The organism is Acidimicrobiales bacterium (genome assembly GCA_030747595.1).
Taxonomy (GTDB): domain Bacteria; phylum Actinomycetota; class Acidimicrobiia; order Acidimicrobiales; family MedAcidi-G1; genus UBA9410.
In genome coordinates, this window is the sequence record JASLKK010000003.1 from 140,089 (window position 1) to 155,608 (window position 15,520).

The 15,520-nt window shown below is 64.8% G+C and carries 15 protein-coding genes and 1 tRNA gene; 9 read left to right on the plus strand and 7 right to left on the minus strand.

Annotation, left to right across the window (positions count from 1 at the left end; translation table 11 throughout):
- Positions 1-3: 3 nt before the first annotated feature.
- From QF777_03255 to QF777_03275, 5 genes are all read left to right on the plus strand, one after another.
- Positions 4-396, plus strand: coding sequence for a RidA family protein (locus tag QF777_03255; GenBank protein ID MDP6910568.1), 393 nt, complete (start codon positions 4-6; stop codon positions 394-396).
- A gap of 38 nt (positions 397-434) precedes the next feature.
- Positions 435-1,463, plus strand: a complete 1,029-nt coding sequence (locus tag QF777_03260) for a hypothetical protein (GenBank protein MDP6910569.1) — start codon at positions 435-437, stop codon at positions 1,461-1,463.
- 31 nt (positions 1,464-1,494) lie between these two features.
- Positions 1,495-1,571 (plus strand) — tRNA-Val (locus QF777_03265).
- A gap of 126 nt (positions 1,572-1,697) precedes the next feature.
- The gene (locus tag QF777_03270) at positions 1,698-2,420 is read left to right on the plus strand and encodes an HAD hydrolase-like protein (GenBank protein MDP6910570.1); all 723 of its coding nucleotides are present in this window, start codon (positions 1,698-1,700) and stop codon (positions 2,418-2,420) included.
- Positions 2,421-2,439: 19 nt separating this feature from the next.
- Positions 2,440-3,303, plus strand: coding sequence for a DUF1295 domain-containing protein (locus QF777_03275; GenBank protein MDP6910571.1), 864 nt, complete (start codon positions 2,440-2,442; stop codon positions 3,301-3,303).
- Here the strand turns inward: QF777_03275 and QF777_03280 are convergent.
- From QF777_03280 to QF777_03290, 3 genes are all read right to left on the minus strand, one after another.
- Positions 3,290-4,342, minus strand: coding sequence for a lysophospholipid acyltransferase family protein (locus tag QF777_03280; GenBank protein ID MDP6910572.1), 1,053 nt, complete (start codon positions 4,340-4,342; stop codon positions 3,290-3,292). The two genes, QF777_03275 and QF777_03280, sit on opposite strands and share 14 nt — an antisense overlap.
- A 4-nt stretch (positions 4,343-4,346) precedes the next feature.
- Positions 4,347-4,781: a pyridoxamine 5'-phosphate oxidase family protein gene (locus QF777_03285; protein MDP6910573.1), complete on the minus strand. Its 435-nt coding sequence runs from the start codon at positions 4,779-4,781 to the stop codon at positions 4,347-4,349.
- Between the two features lie 159 nt (positions 4,782-4,940).
- Entirely contained in the window at positions 4,941-5,390 is a 450-nt protein-coding gene (locus tag QF777_03290; protein ID MDP6910574.1) for an SRPBCC family protein, read from the minus strand.
- Positions 5,391-5,509: 119 nt separating this feature from the next.
- Here QF777_03290 and QF777_03295 point away from each other — a divergent pair, with 119 nt between their 5' ends.
- The 4 genes from QF777_03295 to QF777_03310 all read left to right on the plus strand — a co-directional run bounded on the left by QF777_03295 (position 5,510) and on the right by QF777_03310 (position 10,089).
- Positions 5,510-6,412 carry a TIGR01777 family oxidoreductase gene (locus QF777_03295; protein ID MDP6910575.1) on the plus strand — a complete coding sequence of 301 codons (903 nt, stop codon included), beginning with the start codon at positions 5,510-5,512 and terminating at the stop codon, positions 6,410-6,412.
- 220 nt (positions 6,413-6,632) lie between these two features.
- Positions 6,633-7,529: a fatty acid desaturase gene (locus QF777_03300; GenBank protein MDP6910576.1), complete on the plus strand. Its 897-nt coding sequence runs from the start codon at positions 6,633-6,635 to the stop codon at positions 7,527-7,529.
- Between the two features lie 274 nt (positions 7,530-7,803).
- Positions 7,804-9,378, plus strand: a complete 1,575-nt coding sequence (locus QF777_03305) for a molybdopterin-dependent oxidoreductase (GenBank protein MDP6910577.1) — start codon at positions 7,804-7,806, stop codon at positions 9,376-9,378.
- A gap of 66 nt (positions 9,379-9,444) precedes the next feature.
- A complete protein-coding gene (locus QF777_03310) occupies positions 9,445-10,089 on the plus strand; it encodes a hypothetical protein (protein ID MDP6910578.1) in 645 nt (214 codons plus the stop codon).
- 69 nt (positions 10,090-10,158) lie between these two features.
- Here the strand turns inward: QF777_03310 and QF777_03315 are convergent, their stop codons facing one another.
- From QF777_03315 to QF777_03330, 4 genes are all read right to left on the minus strand, one after another.
- The gene (locus tag QF777_03315) at positions 10,159-11,388 is read right to left on the minus strand and encodes an aminopeptidase P family protein (GenBank protein MDP6910579.1); all 1,230 of its coding nucleotides are present in this window, start codon (positions 11,386-11,388) and stop codon (positions 10,159-10,161) included.
- Positions 11,389-11,504: 116 nt separating this feature from the next.
- Entirely contained in the window at positions 11,505-12,755 is a 1,251-nt protein-coding gene (locus QF777_03320; GenBank protein MDP6910580.1) for an aminotransferase class I/II-fold pyridoxal phosphate-dependent enzyme, read from the minus strand.
- A 74-nt stretch (positions 12,756-12,829) separates the two neighbouring features.
- Positions 12,830-14,233, minus strand: a complete 1,404-nt coding sequence (gene lpdA, locus QF777_03325; GenBank protein MDP6910581.1) for a dihydrolipoyl dehydrogenase — start codon at positions 14,231-14,233, stop codon at positions 12,830-12,832.
- 4 nt (positions 14,234-14,237) lie between these two features.
- On the minus strand, positions 14,238-15,512 hold the full coding sequence (locus tag QF777_03330; protein ID MDP6910582.1) for a dihydrolipoamide acetyltransferase family protein: 1,275 nt from the start codon (positions 15,510-15,512) through the stop codon (positions 14,238-14,240).
- Positions 15,513-15,520: the final 8 nt, after the last annotated feature.

Below are 15,520 nucleotides of genomic sequence, written 5' to 3' on the forward strand. Positions count from 1 at the left end.
GCTGTGACCACCAACGAACGCATATCGATTCCCAACGTCGCCGAACCGGCCGACCCTCGGGCCGCATCCCAGTGCATCCGCCGTGGCGACCTGTTGTTCATCTCCGGCCAGATCGCCCTGGACCACGGGGAACTAGTCGGACCCAATGATCCGCTCGAGCAGTGCCGGCAGTGTCTTCGCCACATCGAGAGCTACGTGACCGCGGCCGGTGGGACGCTCGACGACGTGGTGTCGCTCGACATTTTTCTGACCGATATTCGGTATCGGCCCGCCGCCGGTCAGGCCCGTGCCGAGTTCTTCACCGACCCCGGGCCGAGTGGCACCGTTGTGGGTGGGGTCGCCCTGGCCTTCGAAGGGCTCCTCGTGGAGATGAGTGCACGGGCGGTGCTGTCCTGATCTCGGGGGAACCAGCCGGTCCCGGACAGGCGCAGACCGTGCTGGGGCCGGTCGACGCCACCGATCTCGGCATCACGCTGGCTCACGACCATCTGGTGTTCGACGGCACGTTCATGTACGTAGATCCCCCCGATGGTGCGGACCAGCATCTCGCCGACGAGGAGATCACCCTCGACAATCGGGGATGGGTGGCCTACCACTGGACGTCGAACCACCACAACGTGTCCCTGGATTCCGAGGCCGTGGCGATCGCCGAACTAGGTCGCTTCCTGGCGGCCGGAGGTCGGACCATCGTTGACCCCACGAACCTGGGGCTGGGCCGAGACCCGGAACCCGTCGCCCGGATCGCCGAGGCGACCGGTGCCCAGATCATTCTCGGGGCCGGCTACTACCTGAGTGGTACGCATCCCGACGACATGGACGACCGGTCGGTGGATGACCTGGCTCTCGAGATCGTGTCCGATGTCCGGGAGGGAATCGACGGTACCGGGGTGAGGGCAGGGGTGATAGGTGAGATCGGCTGCACCTACCCTTGGCTACCCAACGAGAAGAAGAGCCTCCGGGCAGCGGTGGCCGCACAGGTCGAGACCGGGGCGCCACTCATGGTTCATCCCGGCCGTGATCCGATGTCGCCCGTCGAGATCGCCGAGATCGTGGATTCCGAGGGCGGCGACCTCAGCCGCACGACCATCTGTCACATCGACCGCACCTGTACCGATCGGTCGTGGCTGGCTGATATGGCGGCAACCGGTTGCTACCTGGAGTACGACCTTTTCGGCAACGAGAGTTCGTGGTATCCGCCCAACCCGGCGGTCGACATGCCGTCGGATGCCGAGCGGATGGATGTCATCCTTTGGCACTTCGAACACGGGCTCGAGGGCCAGGTGCTCCTTTCGCACGACATCGCCACCAAGCATCGGCTACACGCCTACGGAGGCCTGGGATACGACCATTTGGTTACCAACGTGGTTCCACGGCTACGTCGTCGGGGCCTGTCGGAGGCCGACGTGCGGACCCTGATTGTCGACAACCCGGCCCGGATCTTCGCTTTCACCACGGGCCAATAACTTCGGCCGAGGTCGGTAAGGTCGCCCTCCCGGGCGCGTAGCTCAGTTGGCTAGAGCACCTCCCTTACAAGGAGGGGGTCGGGGGTTCAAGTCCCTCCGCGCCCACCAAGCACAGACGGGTTAGATGGCAAATTTTGGAGTCGGACACCTCCCGACGGCGCCAGAATGTCGCCTCCATCCACATTTCATTCACGAGAGAAGTACAACCATTGCGCCTATCTGTGATCTTGTGACATGACCCGCCGCCTGACTGACCACTCAGTCCTCACCTTCGACTGCTACGGGACACTCATTGATTGGGAGACCGGGATATGGGATGCGTTCCAGCCACTCTTGGCGGAGAACCCGCCAACGGGCTTACAGCGCGATGCCCTGATTGCGACCTTCAACCACTTGGAAGCGGAGCAGCAGTCCGCATCGCCCACCATGGGTTACCCCACCGTTCTGGAATGTGTGCACCGGGCGTTGGCCGAGGACCTGGAGTTGAAGACGTCGCCAACGCTCGATCATGCGTTCGGAGCGTCAGTCCCATCTTGGCCGGCGTTTCCCGACTCAGCCGATTCCCTCAATTTCCTGTCAGAGCACTTCAGGCTTGTGATCCTGTCCAATGTCGACCGTGCGGGTTTTGCCGCCTCCAACACGTTGTTAGGCGTCGAGTTCGATGCCGTCTACACAGCGGAGGACATTGGTTCGTACAAGCCTGACCCCTTCAACTTTGAATACCTGATCGAACACGTGGAGTCCGACTTGGGGTACGGCAAGTCAGACATATTGCATACGGCCCAGGGCATCAGACACGACCAAATCCCAGCCCGAGCAATCGGTCTTGCCAACGCGTGGATTGATCGAACCCGCCTATCTGAAACCGGCATGGCCGGTCTTCCAGAAATCGACCACATATTTTTCTCCATGGCCGAAATGGCCGCTGCCGTGAAAACCGAGGTGACCTCTCGATGAGCAACGGGGCCTTGGTGCTGTGAAGACCTCTACCTCTGTTCTGGCGACCGGCGCAGCGATCCTGATCGGGGTTCTCGTGGCCTTCGCTGGGAGTTTTGGGGGCCTTCGCTGGGGCGGCTTTCCGATCTTCGCGTGGGCCGCCCTCCTGACCTTCTTAGTGCAGTGGGTCGTGTTCGTTCCTTCATGGTTCGCCCACACTGAGCACTTCTTTGACTTCACGGGATCCCTCACGTATCTCGCCGCGGTCGCCCTCGCCCTGGTTACCCGTGGCTCCGTGACTCCGTACTCTCTGCTTGTTGCCGCCATGGTCGCGGTTTGGGCGTTGCGGCTCGGGGCGTTTCTCGTGACTCGTGTCAGGGCCGCTGGTTCCGACACCCGGTTCGATGCCATGAAGTACCGCTTCGCCTGGTTCCTTATGACCTGGACCTTGCAGGGACTCTGGGTTCTACTGACCGCGGCGGCTGCCTTGGCCGCCATCACCAGTCCCGAAGACCGGCAAGTCGACGCCTTAGTCCTCCTAGGGGCGGCTATCTGGGCGTTCGGATTCGGCATCGAAGTCACAGCAGACGAACAGAAACGCAGGTTTCGCGCACAACCCGAGAACCTGAACAGGTTCATCACCACCGGCCTCTGGGCGAAATCACGGCATCCCAACTACGTCGGAGAAATTCTTCTCTGGTTCGGCGTGGCCGTAGCGGCCTTCCCCGCCCTTTCAGGCTGGAGCATGGTGACCCTGGTCTCGCCCCTCTTCGTGTGGCTTCTCCTCACCCGGGTCAGCGGAGTTCCACTCCTTGAAGCGTCAGCCGACCGGCGCTGGGCCGGCGACCCGGAGTACGAGGCCTACAAGATCTCCACTCCGACGCTGCTGCTCAAGATGCGGTAGCCGACGAAGACGGTTCCGAGGTGTTGGTGGCCACCCAGTCGTCGAACTCCTCCCAACGGGTATCTAGCCAGTCGACCACCTCGCTTGCACCAGGGGTCTCATTGCGCGAGATGCGCCTTGCATGGAATCGGATCGGAACCGGGAACGGGACGTTGCGCCACAAGTCGCCGAGGGTTCGAAAGTCGTGGACACCCACGTGGTTCAGGAACAGCAGATCGGTCGACTGTGCTGCGTCCAGGATTGAGAGCAAGCCGGCGGTCCGGATTGGGAGCACGTGCCGAAGCCGTCGCGCCGAAGCCACCCGCCCGGGCGCCGTTGTTCCGAGCGTGTCAATCGCCTGTTTCCGTTTGGCTTCTGAGTACCGAGTTCCTTCCGGGAAGATGACGATCGCTTCGTCGTCTTCGAGGTCCGAGGCGAGCCGCGCGATGTTGTCCAACTCGGGCCGGTTGTCAGTCGAGTTACGGTCGACGAAGTAGTTGGGTAGTCGGTGGCCCACTACGTCGAGACACGGATCCCAGAGCAGTTGCCGCTTCAGGACGAAACGGGGACGGAGTCCAGCCGTAGCGAGGATGGATGCAACAAGCAGAGCGTCACCCTGGCTGCCATGTCGGGCCAACACGATGAGCGGCCCCCCCGCCCGGAGTGCCTCACGGCCCTCTAACCCGTGCGCCATGCCGAGGAGAGACCGCGCTCCCCGTACAAGGTTGGTCGACCACCATCGCTGGAGCCGGCTGTGAGCGTGCAGGGAGTTGCGGCTGTCCAACTGACCCAGGAGGGAGTACCGCACCCAGAGCACGGCAGCCCAGATCACCCCCGCAGATTCCAGCCCGGCCCACCAGACCGCGTAGATAGCGAGCCGGACCGTTGATCCGCGTCGCCGGGCCAGCAGGTCCACGACCCCGCCGATAACAAGCGCCGGTAGGAGCAGCACGACGAAGGCAAGGAAGCCGGTCAGGATGGCAGGGACCGTGAAGATGCGACGGCGCCACCGCTCCCTCCTCGTCGAGTCCCGAGATGACCAGACTCGCGGTTCGTGCATTGCGCTAACCACGAGCACCGCGCGGTGCGGCGGCGCCGAGACCGGCACTGGCCAGAAGCCTGGTGGCCTCGATCACGACAACTCTGCGCTCGTCGCCGCGATCCTTCGGAGGCCGGTAGCGGGCGGCGTAGGCGGCGACCGCATCGGCACAGGTGCCCGGATCGCTGGTGACATGGGCTACCCCTTCGATGGTGAGCCAGCGCCCACCGTCGACCTGGCAGATGGAACCCCGGAGTTGCCCTACCTCGAGCAGCTTTGCCTTCACACTTCCCGACCAGGTGATGATCCGGGCCGATCCCGTGTTTCGGTCCCACGTGAAGCCAACCGGGGTGGTGTGGGGATAGCCGTTGGGCCTCACGAGTGTGAGCACGGCCAGGTGTCGTTCGCCCACGAAGTCCTCAAAGGGAGGTCCGGGATCTGGAAGAGAGAGCGTTGGCATGCTTGGAGACTCAGCCAGCCCGGTGTGCCCGCGACCGGGGAGGCAATTCGCTGGGGCCGTCGAGTTGGTCCCAGTGGCAGTAACCGATTTCCAGTTGGACGACGGACCCGTGGCTTGCGCTTCGAGTGGCGGTCACGAGCGCTTTGTGGGAAAGAACGATCAACACGCTGAACCATCCTTGAACATGCCGGCGAGTCGTCGGAGGTTCCGCTGCCAGATGAGCGCGAGAAGCGGACGTGCTACCGCAGCAGCAGTGCGACCCCCCAACCACCAGGGAAAAGAGAGGTCCTCATCCCAGAAGAAAGTCGTCCCGCCGTTGCTCTGGTCTTCGAGACGGAACCTGCCGACTCCGGTAACGAGGCCGCGATGCTCAACGCCCATAAGACGGCCATCCTCCCAGTCAGTCACGGCCATTCTGTCGAGTGTTCGGAGTGGCCCGACTCGGGTTTCACACTCGAACGTCGTTCCCACTCCGGTCGCCTGCACCGAGGTGAGCCGGATCTCGGCGGCATCGGCCATCCAGTCTGAGTGCCGACGGACATCCGCGATCACCTCCCAGACGACAGCCCGGGGGGCGTCGATGCTGACACTTGAGCTGAAGTGGGCCATCAATTCGCTCCTCGGGACTCCAAGTTGGCGGTGGCGATCTGACGAACGCCGCACATACTGGCCCATGAGTTTGCCGACCGCCCATCCGCTGGCGTCGGATCTGCGAGGAGGAAACTGACATGCGTACTGTGGCGGTGACTGGCGCCTCAGGGCTGATTGGAACCGCCCTGACAGCTGCTCTGGAAAAGCGCGGCGACCAGGTTGTTCCCGTTGGACGACGCCCACCTGCTGGCGGCGTGGCCTGGGATCCGGTTGCCCGCCGGATCGACACAGTGGCCCTCGAAGGTATCGACGCCGTCGTCCACCTGGCAGGCGAACGTATCGACGGCCGGTGGACGGCATCCAAGAAGAAGAGGATCCTCAATAGCCGCGTAGAGGGAACTGAGGTACTGGCCGAAGCCTTGTCCGGGTTGGATCGGCCACCGTCCGTCGTCGTGTCGGCCTCGGCAATCGGCTTCTATGGGGACCGCGGCGATGAGGAACTCACCGAGGATTCGGAGCCGGGGACCGGCTTTCTGGCCGAAGTTTGCAAACGATGGGAGGCGGCGGCAGCGCCGATCGCCTCGGCCGACACCCGTCTGGTTCTGGCCCGCACCGGCATCGTGTGTACTCCCGACGGCGGTGCACTGGGGCGAATGCTGACCCTGACCCGACTGGGCCTTGGTGGCCGGCTTGGCAGCGGCCGACAGTGGTGGCCGTGGATAACACTCGAAGACGAGATCCGGGCGCTCCTCCACCTATTGGACACGCCGGTGGCGGGCCCAGCGAACCTGGTGGCCCCCGGAACCTGCCGCAATGTTGAATTTGTTCGCGAGCTCGCGCGTGCCCTTCGGCGTCCAGCTGTGCTCCCCGCGCCTGCCTTGGCGCTACGGGCCGTTCTCGGTGAGATGGCAGACGGGCTGCTGCTGGCTAGTGCCAGGGTTCGACCAGTCAGGCTGGAGGAGTCCGGATTCACCTTCAGGTCACCGGACCTCACCTCTGCAATAGCCGAGATGCTCTCTCCTGGTCGGCCGAGGTCCTAACAATCCCGAACCTCCCCGTGGGAGACGCCGAATAGCCAGCGTCCTACTCCGGTTGAGCCAGTTATCGGCCAGGCCAAGGCGGGGCCTTCAGCGGCGACTATTGCGCCTCCTGTCTGATAGCCGGCACGGAGTGTCCCCAACTAGTCTTTTGAACAACGGTTGTGTCGTCTGCGCTGAAAGGCTGGGGAGTCCTGTGGGGCCAAGAGTCGGAACGGATCGCTTGCTGTACGAACGGCACGCCATCGCTCCCTACACAGGTGCGATCGGCTGGCGGAGCCTGTTCAACATCGCGTGGTGTGTCTCCGGCTGGGTGCTGATTGTCAGTCTCGAACTCGCAGGGAAGATCCCGTTGTGGCTGGCAATGTTTCTTGCTGCCGTATTTCTCCAGGCTTGCTACATGCCGATGCATGAATCGGTCCACAAGACCTTGTCGGGCGGAAGACGTTCCTTGGCATGGGTGGATCGAACGGTCGGGGCTCTAGCCGGATGGTTGCTTTGCGAGTCTTTCAAAGCACACCGCATCACACATTTGAAACACCACACCCATACCAACGAGGAAACCGATCCTGATGTCCTGAACTCAAAGGGGTCGCCCAGTCAGATACTCGGCCGGGTGGTGGCTGGAACCGTGCTCTACCCGCTTCAGCCGCTTCTCGCCGTGGCCCCGCCTCTACGCCGCCTGATCCCTAACGGCTTGGCGGTCCGGCTGGGGCAAATGGCTGAACTTCGTGGACCAGAGGCGGTAGCTGCTGCCCGACCGGTAGCCCTTAGCCACTTGGCAGTACTCCTCGTTGGCACAATCTTCGGATACGGCGAGCTGGTCTGGCTGCTGTGGTACATCCCAGTCTGGGCTGCCAGATTCTGGTTGTCGCTGGTGTTCGGTTGGCTTCCCCACCATCCGCATACCGAAACAGGCCGTTATCGCGACACCAGGGTGTTCACGTTTTTCGGGTCGACGTTCCTGATCCGGGGACACGACTATCACCTGCTGCATCACCTATTTCCGGTCGTGCCCCACTACCGGCTGCGGGCACTGTGGCGCGATATCGGCGAACACCTCAACGAACAGGGGGCGAGAATCGAAGGTCGCGCGACTCGCTCTTTGTCGACGGGGTAAGTCACGACAACTGAAGTAGGCGGCAGTGGGATTCGTAATCATGAGGTACTTCTAGTTGCCGGCCTGATGATCGCTATGAACTGACTTGCTCAGCATCGGTATCGGTTGAGTACAGGACCTGCCTCAGACCAGGCGCTATCGATCGCTTCAACGGGGTTTCGCCAGTTTTGAAGCGCAACGCCTCAAACATCGAGTCCCTCCCGGTCGAGACCACCTCGCCGCACCGCTGATCGTGAGCAACTAGACCTCAAACCGGTGCCGTAGGTTCCAGGTCATGGCCCGAGAGTCGGACGTGTTGAGAGGCGTTGCGGTAGGGGCCGGATCGGCAGTTCTGGCGCTCGGGGTGGGGGAGTTCCTCGGGGTGGCTCTCGCCGATGCGTCACTTGTCGCCTCCGTCGGTGATGTCGCAGTGGACCTTGCGCCCGGTTGGCTGGTCCGACGAACCATCGGCATCCTGGGCGTAGCCCAGAAACCGGTGCTGCTGACGGGCATCGTCTGTGTGGCGGTGGTGCTGGGCGGCTGGGTCGGCTCTCGTGGGACCTCCGGTCGGATCGCCTTGGGCCTCGCTGGACTGCTGGGAGCGCTCGCCGCCCTCAGGTCCGGGGCCGGTTACGGAGGAGTCCTGGCAGCGGCCGCTGCGGTCGGTGTCGGGATCTTGTCACTGGGGGCCAGCCAGCAGAAGTTCGCTCCACCAGTAGTCGCCGACGGTGGAGATCTCCATGTAGCGGCAGGTGCCTCACCGTTTGAGGACCCGAAGGTCCGGGCGGCGACCCGGCGGGGGTTCCTGGGGTACGCCGGCGGCCTGACCGTGGCCGGTGGCGCCCTAGCCCTGGGAAGTCGGGCTCTCGCCGACCGGGCTTCAGCGTCCTACCGCGACGTGGTGCTGCCCAGCGTGCGCCGGACCAATGGCGACCGCCTGGCGCCCACGACAACCACCGAGGGTCCGTGGCGCCCGCCGGATGGACTCACGTCATGGATCACCCCCAACGACGACTTCTACCGGATCGACACCGCCCTCGTCGTCCCCCGTGTCGATCCCACTAACTGGTCAATGCGGATCGACGGATTGGTCGACCGACCCCTCACGTTCACGCTCGATGACCTGTTGGCCCGCGATCTGGTGGATGCCACCGTGACCCTCAGTTGTGTGTCCAACGAGGTGGGGGGTCGCCTGGTGGGCAACGCTGTGTGGACCGGAGTGCCGCTGATCGAGCTTCTCGAGGAGGTCGGAGTCCGACCCGACGGAGAGCAGGTGATGGGCCGGTCGGTGGACGGTTTCTCGGCGGGGTTCCCTCGTTCGGTTCTGGATGACGCCCGCACGGCGTTGGTGGCCGTCGGCATGAACGGAGATCCGTTGCCGTTCCGCCACGGTTTTCCGGCTCGTCTGGTCATTGCCGGCCTCTACGGCTACGTGTCCGCAGTGAAGTGGCTTGAGCAGATCGAGCTGACACCCATGTCGGTGGACGGTTACTGGATTCCCCGCGGCTGGGCCAAGGAGGCCCCGGTCAAGATCGCGTCGCGGATCGACGTGCCGCTCCGGTGGCAGACGGTTTCGGGACGACAGGCGGTGGCCGGTGTGGCCTGGGCGCCGGTGTCGGGCGTGGAGACCGTCGAGTTGGCCGTTGATGACGGCCCATGGGAGGAGTGTCGACTCGAGCGGGGTGTGGGTCCCGGTCGCGACGGCGAGTCCTGGGTCCAGTGGTCGACGGTCTGGGATCCCCAGCCCGGAGTTCGGAAGCTGCGGGTCCGGGCGTGGGACCGAGCCGGGAAGGTCCAGCCGGAACGTCCGAAGCACATTGCTCCCGATGGTGCCGAGGGCTATCACGTTCGGCACATCGTGGTGACTTAGCGGTCGCTAGTGAGTATTTTTGGGAGGCGACACGCGTAGAGGGTCCGGCTCTGGAATACTCACCACATGCTCACGCGCACAAGTACCTCCGTCGCCATCCCCGCTGCACTCCTGACCGTCGCCCTGGCCGCCACCGGCTGTGGGCTTCTGGAGACCAATGACGACGAGTTGGAGACCCTCCGCGTTGAGATCATCCAGCTTCGGGAGGACTTCCTGGAGATCGAGGCCGAGGTGTCCCTGATGGCCCGGCGCGTGGTCACCACTACCACCACGCCGGCGCCGGCCACCACCACCGCTGCTCCGACCGCAGTCACGACCACCGCCGCCCCCGGCGATGCTGCCGATGACGCGGTGACGACCCCGACGGTTCCCGTCGGCCTCGACGAGAACACGATCCTTACGGCCACCTACCAGTGGGGGCCCAGTGATCCAGCGATCATCCTCCAGGAACTCCTGGGCATCCAGGCTGACGGGTGGTACGGAAACGGGACAAGGGGCGCCCATCTAGCTGAACTCGAGGCCCGCGACCTGGATACCTCTGGCGTTCCCAGCCCGCCGACCACCACGACCGAGGTGGCGGCCGATGATGCCACCGACGATGGTGCTGACGATGCCACGACGACCACCGAGGCGACCGAGGCGACCACGACGACCACCGAGGCGACCACGACGACCACCGAGGCGACCACTACCACCACTACTGGCGGTTAACCCGGGAGGCCCCGACCCGACCCTGAGCGGGCCCGGGGGCGGAGCGTCTGACGGGTGTGGCTCCGGCGGTCAGCCGCCGAGGATGTTGTGTTCTGGGCCGAACGGGAAGCCGGTGATGTTCTCGGCGCCGTCGGTACCCACGATCAAGATGTCGTGCTCCCGGTAGCCGCCTGACCCGGGCTGACCGGGCGGGATGGCGATCATCGGCTCCATCGACACGACCATGCCCGGTTCGAGCACCGTCTCGACGTCCTCGCGGAGTTCGACGCCGGCCTCGCGGCCGTAGTAGTGGCTGAGCACGCCAAAGCTGTGCCCGTACCCGAACGACCGGTACTTCAGAAGGCCGTGCGAGCGGTATATGTCGTTCAGTTCGGCGGCAATGTCGCAGCACCGGACCCCTGGCTGGATGAGGTCGAGCCCGCGCTCGTGGACCTCGACGTTGACCTCCCACAGCCGGAGGTGTTCGTCGGATGTCACATGGTCGCAGAACATGGTTCGTTCGAGTGCCGTGTAGTAGCCGAAGATCATCGGGAAGGTGTTCAGCGACAAGATGTCGCCTGATTCGACGAGTTTGTTGGTGACCGGATTGTGGGCGCCGTCGGTGTTGTTGCCCGACTGGAACCACGTCCAGGTGTCCATCAACTCCACGAAGTCGAAGCTGGAGGCGATCTCGCGGACCATGGCCTGCGTGACGGCTAGCGCCACCTCGTGTTCGGATGTGCCAGCGGCTACGGCCTCCACGCAGGCCGCGGCGCCGAGGTCACAGATCCGGGTGCCATGACGGATGAGGTCGTGTTCCTCTGCGGACTTCACGGTTCGCATCCACATGGTCGCTTCCCCGACGTCGACTAGTTCGACGTCGGGGAGGGCTGCCTCGAGTGCCCGGAACTGGTCGACCGAGAGGTGGTCGAACTCCACGCCGAGACGACGCACGCCCGAAGTCAGATCCCGAACAGCCTGGTAGTAGTTGTCTCTCCGCCAGTCGGAGTAGACGACGTTGTCGCCATGTGTGCGACGCCACGGCTGGCCACCGTCGATGCCCGCCGAGATTGTGGTGGCGTGCTCGGTATCTACGACCATGCCGTACTTGCGTCCGAAGTAGCAGTACAGCCATCCGGAGTAGTAGCAGATGTTGTGGAATGACGTCAGGAGGCAGGCATCGACGCCTTCGGCGGCCAGGTGGGCCCGGAGGGCGTTCTGGCGGCGGTCCATCTCGGTCGCCGAGAACGGCGACCATTCCTTGGATCCCCAGTGCCAGCGCGTGACATGGACCATGTCGTCAGTGGGTGCGGACTTCATCTGGGTACCTCCTGGAAGGAGACCGGACCACTACAGCGTTGGATCCGATCTCTTGGGAAAATGGCGAAGGGACCACCTTGTCGGTGGCCCGCACCTCTCTCACTGGTGATGCAAGGCTAATGGAACGCGCTGTTTCCGATATCGGTTTCCAGACTCGATGCTGGACTCGTTCCGATGCCGGAGACGAGACGGTCGATTATCTCGTCGAGCAAGGCCGTAGAGGTACCGAAGGTCAGCCGGGCGTGACCTTCGCCTCCCGGCCCGAACAGCGGTCCGTCTTTGCAGTCGACGCCGGTCCGGTCGCGGAGCCACCGTCCGGGCCGGTCGCCGGGTCCTAACGCCGAGAGGTCCAGCCAGGCCAAGAAGGTCGACTGGGGAACGTGCATGCGGACGTCGGGCAACTCGTCGGCGAGCCGGGACGCCAGGTGGTGGCGGTGGTGGTCGAAGAGGGCGACCAGTTGGTCCACCCAGGTATCGCCCTCTTCCCAACCGACGATCGCCGCCTCGCAGCCCAGGCGGTTGGGGCTGCCCAGCAGGTGCTCGGGGATCCTCCGGTAGCGGACCAGCATGTCCTCATCTGCGAACGATGCAACCGAGGCCCGGAGCCCACCCATGGCGAAGGTCTTGATGCCCGACGTGACGGTGACCGTGCAGGACGCAGCCCCCGGCACGGCGGCCAGCGGCACGTGGGTGGCGCCCGGATAGGTGAAGTCGGCGTGGATCTCGTCGGACACGATCACCACGTCGTGCTCGGAGGCCAGTTCCACGATCCGGGTCAGCTGGTCCGTGGTGAGCACCCGACCTGTTGGATTGTGAGGGTGGCACAACAGCAGCATCTGAATGCCCGGATCGTCGGCTAGTAGATGAGCCAACCCATCGAGGTCGTAGTGCCATCCATTGTCGTCCTTGATGAGGCGCCAGTCCACGGTGCGTCGACCGGTCGACTCGCTGATGGTGTTGAACGGGAAGTAAATGGGTGGGGTCAAGATGACGGCCCCGGTCGGCTCGGTGAAAGCTTCTACGCACGACCAGACGCCCTGGATGACCGAGGTGTTGGGGACTGTTAGTGCTGGATCGGGTGTCCAGCCGTAGCGGCGGGTCGACCAGCCGCAGAACGCCTCGATCATGTGGTCGATGGTCGCGTGGTAGCCGAACCCACCGAGGTCCACTACCTCCCGCAGTCGGTTCCGCATCGCTGGGAACGGGCCCAGGTCATGTTCGGCCACGAAGGCCGGGATCCACTCCGGCGCCCGATGGGTCCACTTGTAACCTCCGGAGGCCACCTTCCGGGCGATGTCGACATGATCGCTGAGGAGGGAGTCATTGAACGGCGGCGTGTCGGCGGCGGGCGGCTCGGATTCGGGCATCGGGGGACGGTACCGCGCCCACCAGTGATGGTCAGAGTCGCACTTCAACATGCTGTTGCCCGGTAGCGGTTCGGTTAGCGGGTGTGGATGGGGCGACCAGCCAGCCCCAGAGCCGCCTCCATGAGAGTCTCGCCCATGGTGGGGTGGGCGTGGATGGTGCCGGCCAGGTCCTCCACGGTTGCTGCCGTCTCCACGGCCAGTACCGCTTCACCGGCCAGTTCAGCCACGTGGGCCCCCACCGCCTGGACGCCGATCACCGTGCCGTCGGTATCGGCCACCACGGTGACCGTGCCCTCGGTGTCGCCCATCGTCCGGGCCCGCCCCGAAGCGCCCAACGGGAACTGGAAGGCCGACGGTTCCATGCCGGCTTTGGTCGCCTCATCGCGGGTGAGCCCCACCGTCATGACCTGCGGGTCGCCGAACACCACCATCGGAATGGTCGTCGGATCGAACGCCGCGGGTAGGCCACAGGCCGCGTCGGCCGCCACCTCAGCTTCGGCGGTCGCCTTGTGGGCCAGCGCCGGCCCGGAGGTGAGATCTCCAATGGCGTAAACCCCGTCGGCGGCCCGTCGGGTCGCGTCAACGGCCACGTGGCCTGACGGCTCCAGAGTCGCCCCCGATCGGGTCATGGCCACCGAGTCGGCATCGGGTCGGCGTCCGACTACCACGCCGATTCGGTCGGCGGGCAGGGTGACCCGTGCGCCGGAGTTTTCGCCGCCCACCTGCTCGACGATCAGCCCGTGGTCGTCGACCCCGACGGCCAGGTGGCCTAGGCACAACCCGACTCCGAGGCCACGCAGCCCGCGTTCGACAAGGCGGGTGGTCCGGACGCCGAAGCTCGCCAGCACGCGGTCCTCAGACTCGACGATGGTCACCTCGCTGCCCAGCTTTGCGAAGGCGCAGCCCAACTCGATTCCGACGTAGCCGCCGCCGACCAGCACCAGCCGGTCGGGGAGCGTGTCAGTCGACAGCAATTCAGCCGAACCGACGACCCGATCCCCGTCCAGGGGCACGTCGGGTAGTTCGATGGGACGGGAACCGGTGGCCACGATGACGTCACGGGGATCCAGGAACTCCACGGTGTCGCCACGCTCGACCGAGACCCGGCCGGGCCGGGTAAATCGTCCGTGCCCCGGCAGCACCCTTACCCCAGCATCGGCCAACAGCCTCGACACTCCGGAGGTGAGGTCGCTGACCACGCCCGCCAGATGGGCCCGGACCCGACCCATGTCGACTGTGGAGGTTGCGTCGATGCCCCACGAGCCGATCCGCCCGGTTAGGGCGTAAGCGTCGGCGACTTCGATGAGCGTCTTGGACGGGATGCATCCGACATTGAGACACGTTCCGCCAATGGCCCCGCGTTCGACGAGAGTCACGTCGCGGCCCAGGCGGGCGGCGCGGAGGGCCGCTGCGTAGCCGCCCGGTCCGGCACCGATGACCAACAGGTCAACCGGACTGGCTACCTCGCCGACGACCACCGGTTCAGGCTTCGATGAGCAGGTGTAGCGGCTCGATGAGGTCGTCGATCACGGCTTTCCGAAACGTCTCGGCGAGGTCGCCGTCGATGAGCCGGTGGTCGGCGCCCAGAACCACCGGAAGGGTGGGTCGGGCCAGCACCTCGCCCCCGACGGCCACGGGTCGTTCTGCGATCGCACCGAGTCCGAGGATGGCGCCTTGGCCCGGTGGAATGATCGGGGTGGCAAACCGCCCGCCCAGCGAGCCGTAATTGGTGATGGTGAAGGTCGCGCCAGAGAGGTCTGCGATCGTGAGGTCGCCGGCTCGGGCAGCTGCGACCAGTGAGGCGATTCGTTCGGCCATGGTGAAGAGGTCGAGCGTGCCGGCGTTGTGCACCACGGGTACGACAAGCCCCCGGTCAGTCGCTGTGGCGATGCCAAGGTTGACCTCCTCTGGAATGACGATGACGTCGCCTGGGTGGCCCTCCACGCGGCCGTTGACCACGGGGAATCGCCGGAGCGCCCGTGCCGCTGCGACGGCAGCAATGGTCAGAGGCGTTACCTGCGCCGCTCCCGGACGGTCCATTGAGCGGACCCGTGTCCGGAAGTCGACCAGCAGCGATGCGTCGAGTTCGTCCATTGTGTGGATGTGAGGGATCTCCGTCCACGCCTGGACCATGTTGCGGGCCACCACGCCTCGGAGGCCTCGGAGGGGGTGGCGGCCCGGCGGCATCTGGCCCAATGTGCTGGACATTGGCTGGGAACCAGCGTCGGTGGGTAGCGAGACGAGACGAGTGGATGGCTTTGGTCTAGAGGCGGACACCGGAGTCTCTGCGTTCCGCACGTCGTCGGCGGTGATCCTCCCTGCGGGACCGGTTCCAGTCACCGTGTTCAGGTCCACTCCCGATTGGAGGGCCAGCCGTCGGGTGGCCGGCGCGGCCTTCGGTCGAGTGGTTGTCGCCGATCGCTGTGTGTCCGATGGTTGCGGAGTGGATCCGGAGACGGGGTCCTTGACCGATTCGGCCGCCGATGGTGGTCGGAGTGCCCCAGCATCCGCCGTGTCCGAGCCGTCGTCGATCTCGATGAGTACCTCGCCCACCCTGATACGGACGCCCTCGGCGGCTCCGAGTGACAACACCGTGCCGGACACCGGTGACGGCAGTTCCGAACTGGCCTTGTCGGTGAGTACCTCCACCAGAGCTTGGTCGCGTGCGACGACGTCACCGATCGCCACGAACCATTCGACGATCTCAGCTTCGTCGAGGCCCTCGCCGATATCGGGTAGTCGGAAGACGTGGGCCACGGAACCGA

What these genes read in the sequence shown, in the direction of transcription:
- QF777_03270 (MDP6910570.1), top strand. Translation starts at nt 1,698, where the DNA reads ATGACCCGCCGCCTGACTGACCACTCAGTCCTCACCTTCGACTGCTAC.
- QF777_03280 (MDP6910572.1), bottom strand. Translation starts at nt 4,342, where the DNA reads ATGCACGAACCGCGAGTCTGGTCATCTCGGGACTCGACGAGGAGGGAG.
- QF777_03285 (MDP6910573.1), bottom strand. Translation starts at nt 4,781, where the DNA reads ATGCCAACGCTCTCTCTTCCAGATCCCGGACCTCCCTTTGAGGACTTC.
- QF777_03290 (MDP6910574.1), bottom strand. Translation starts at nt 5,390, where the DNA reads ATGGCCCACTTCAGCTCAAGTGTCAGCATCGACGCCCCCCGGGCTGTC.
- QF777_03295 (MDP6910575.1), top strand. Translation starts at nt 5,510, where the DNA reads ATGCGTACTGTGGCGGTGACTGGCGCCTCAGGGCTGATTGGAACCGCC.
- QF777_03305 (MDP6910577.1), top strand. Translation starts at nt 7,804, where the DNA reads ATGGCCCGAGAGTCGGACGTGTTGAGAGGCGTTGCGGTAGGGGCCGGA.
- QF777_03310 (MDP6910578.1), top strand. Translation starts at nt 9,445, where the DNA reads ATGCTCACGCGCACAAGTACCTCCGTCGCCATCCCCGCTGCACTCCTG.
- QF777_03315 (MDP6910579.1), bottom strand. Translation starts at nt 11,388, where the DNA reads ATGAAGTCCGCACCCACTGACGACATGGTCCATGTCACGCGCTGGCAC.
- QF777_03320 (MDP6910580.1), bottom strand. Translation starts at nt 12,755, where the DNA reads ATGCCCGAATCCGAGCCGCCCGCCGCCGACACGCCGCCGTTCAATGAC.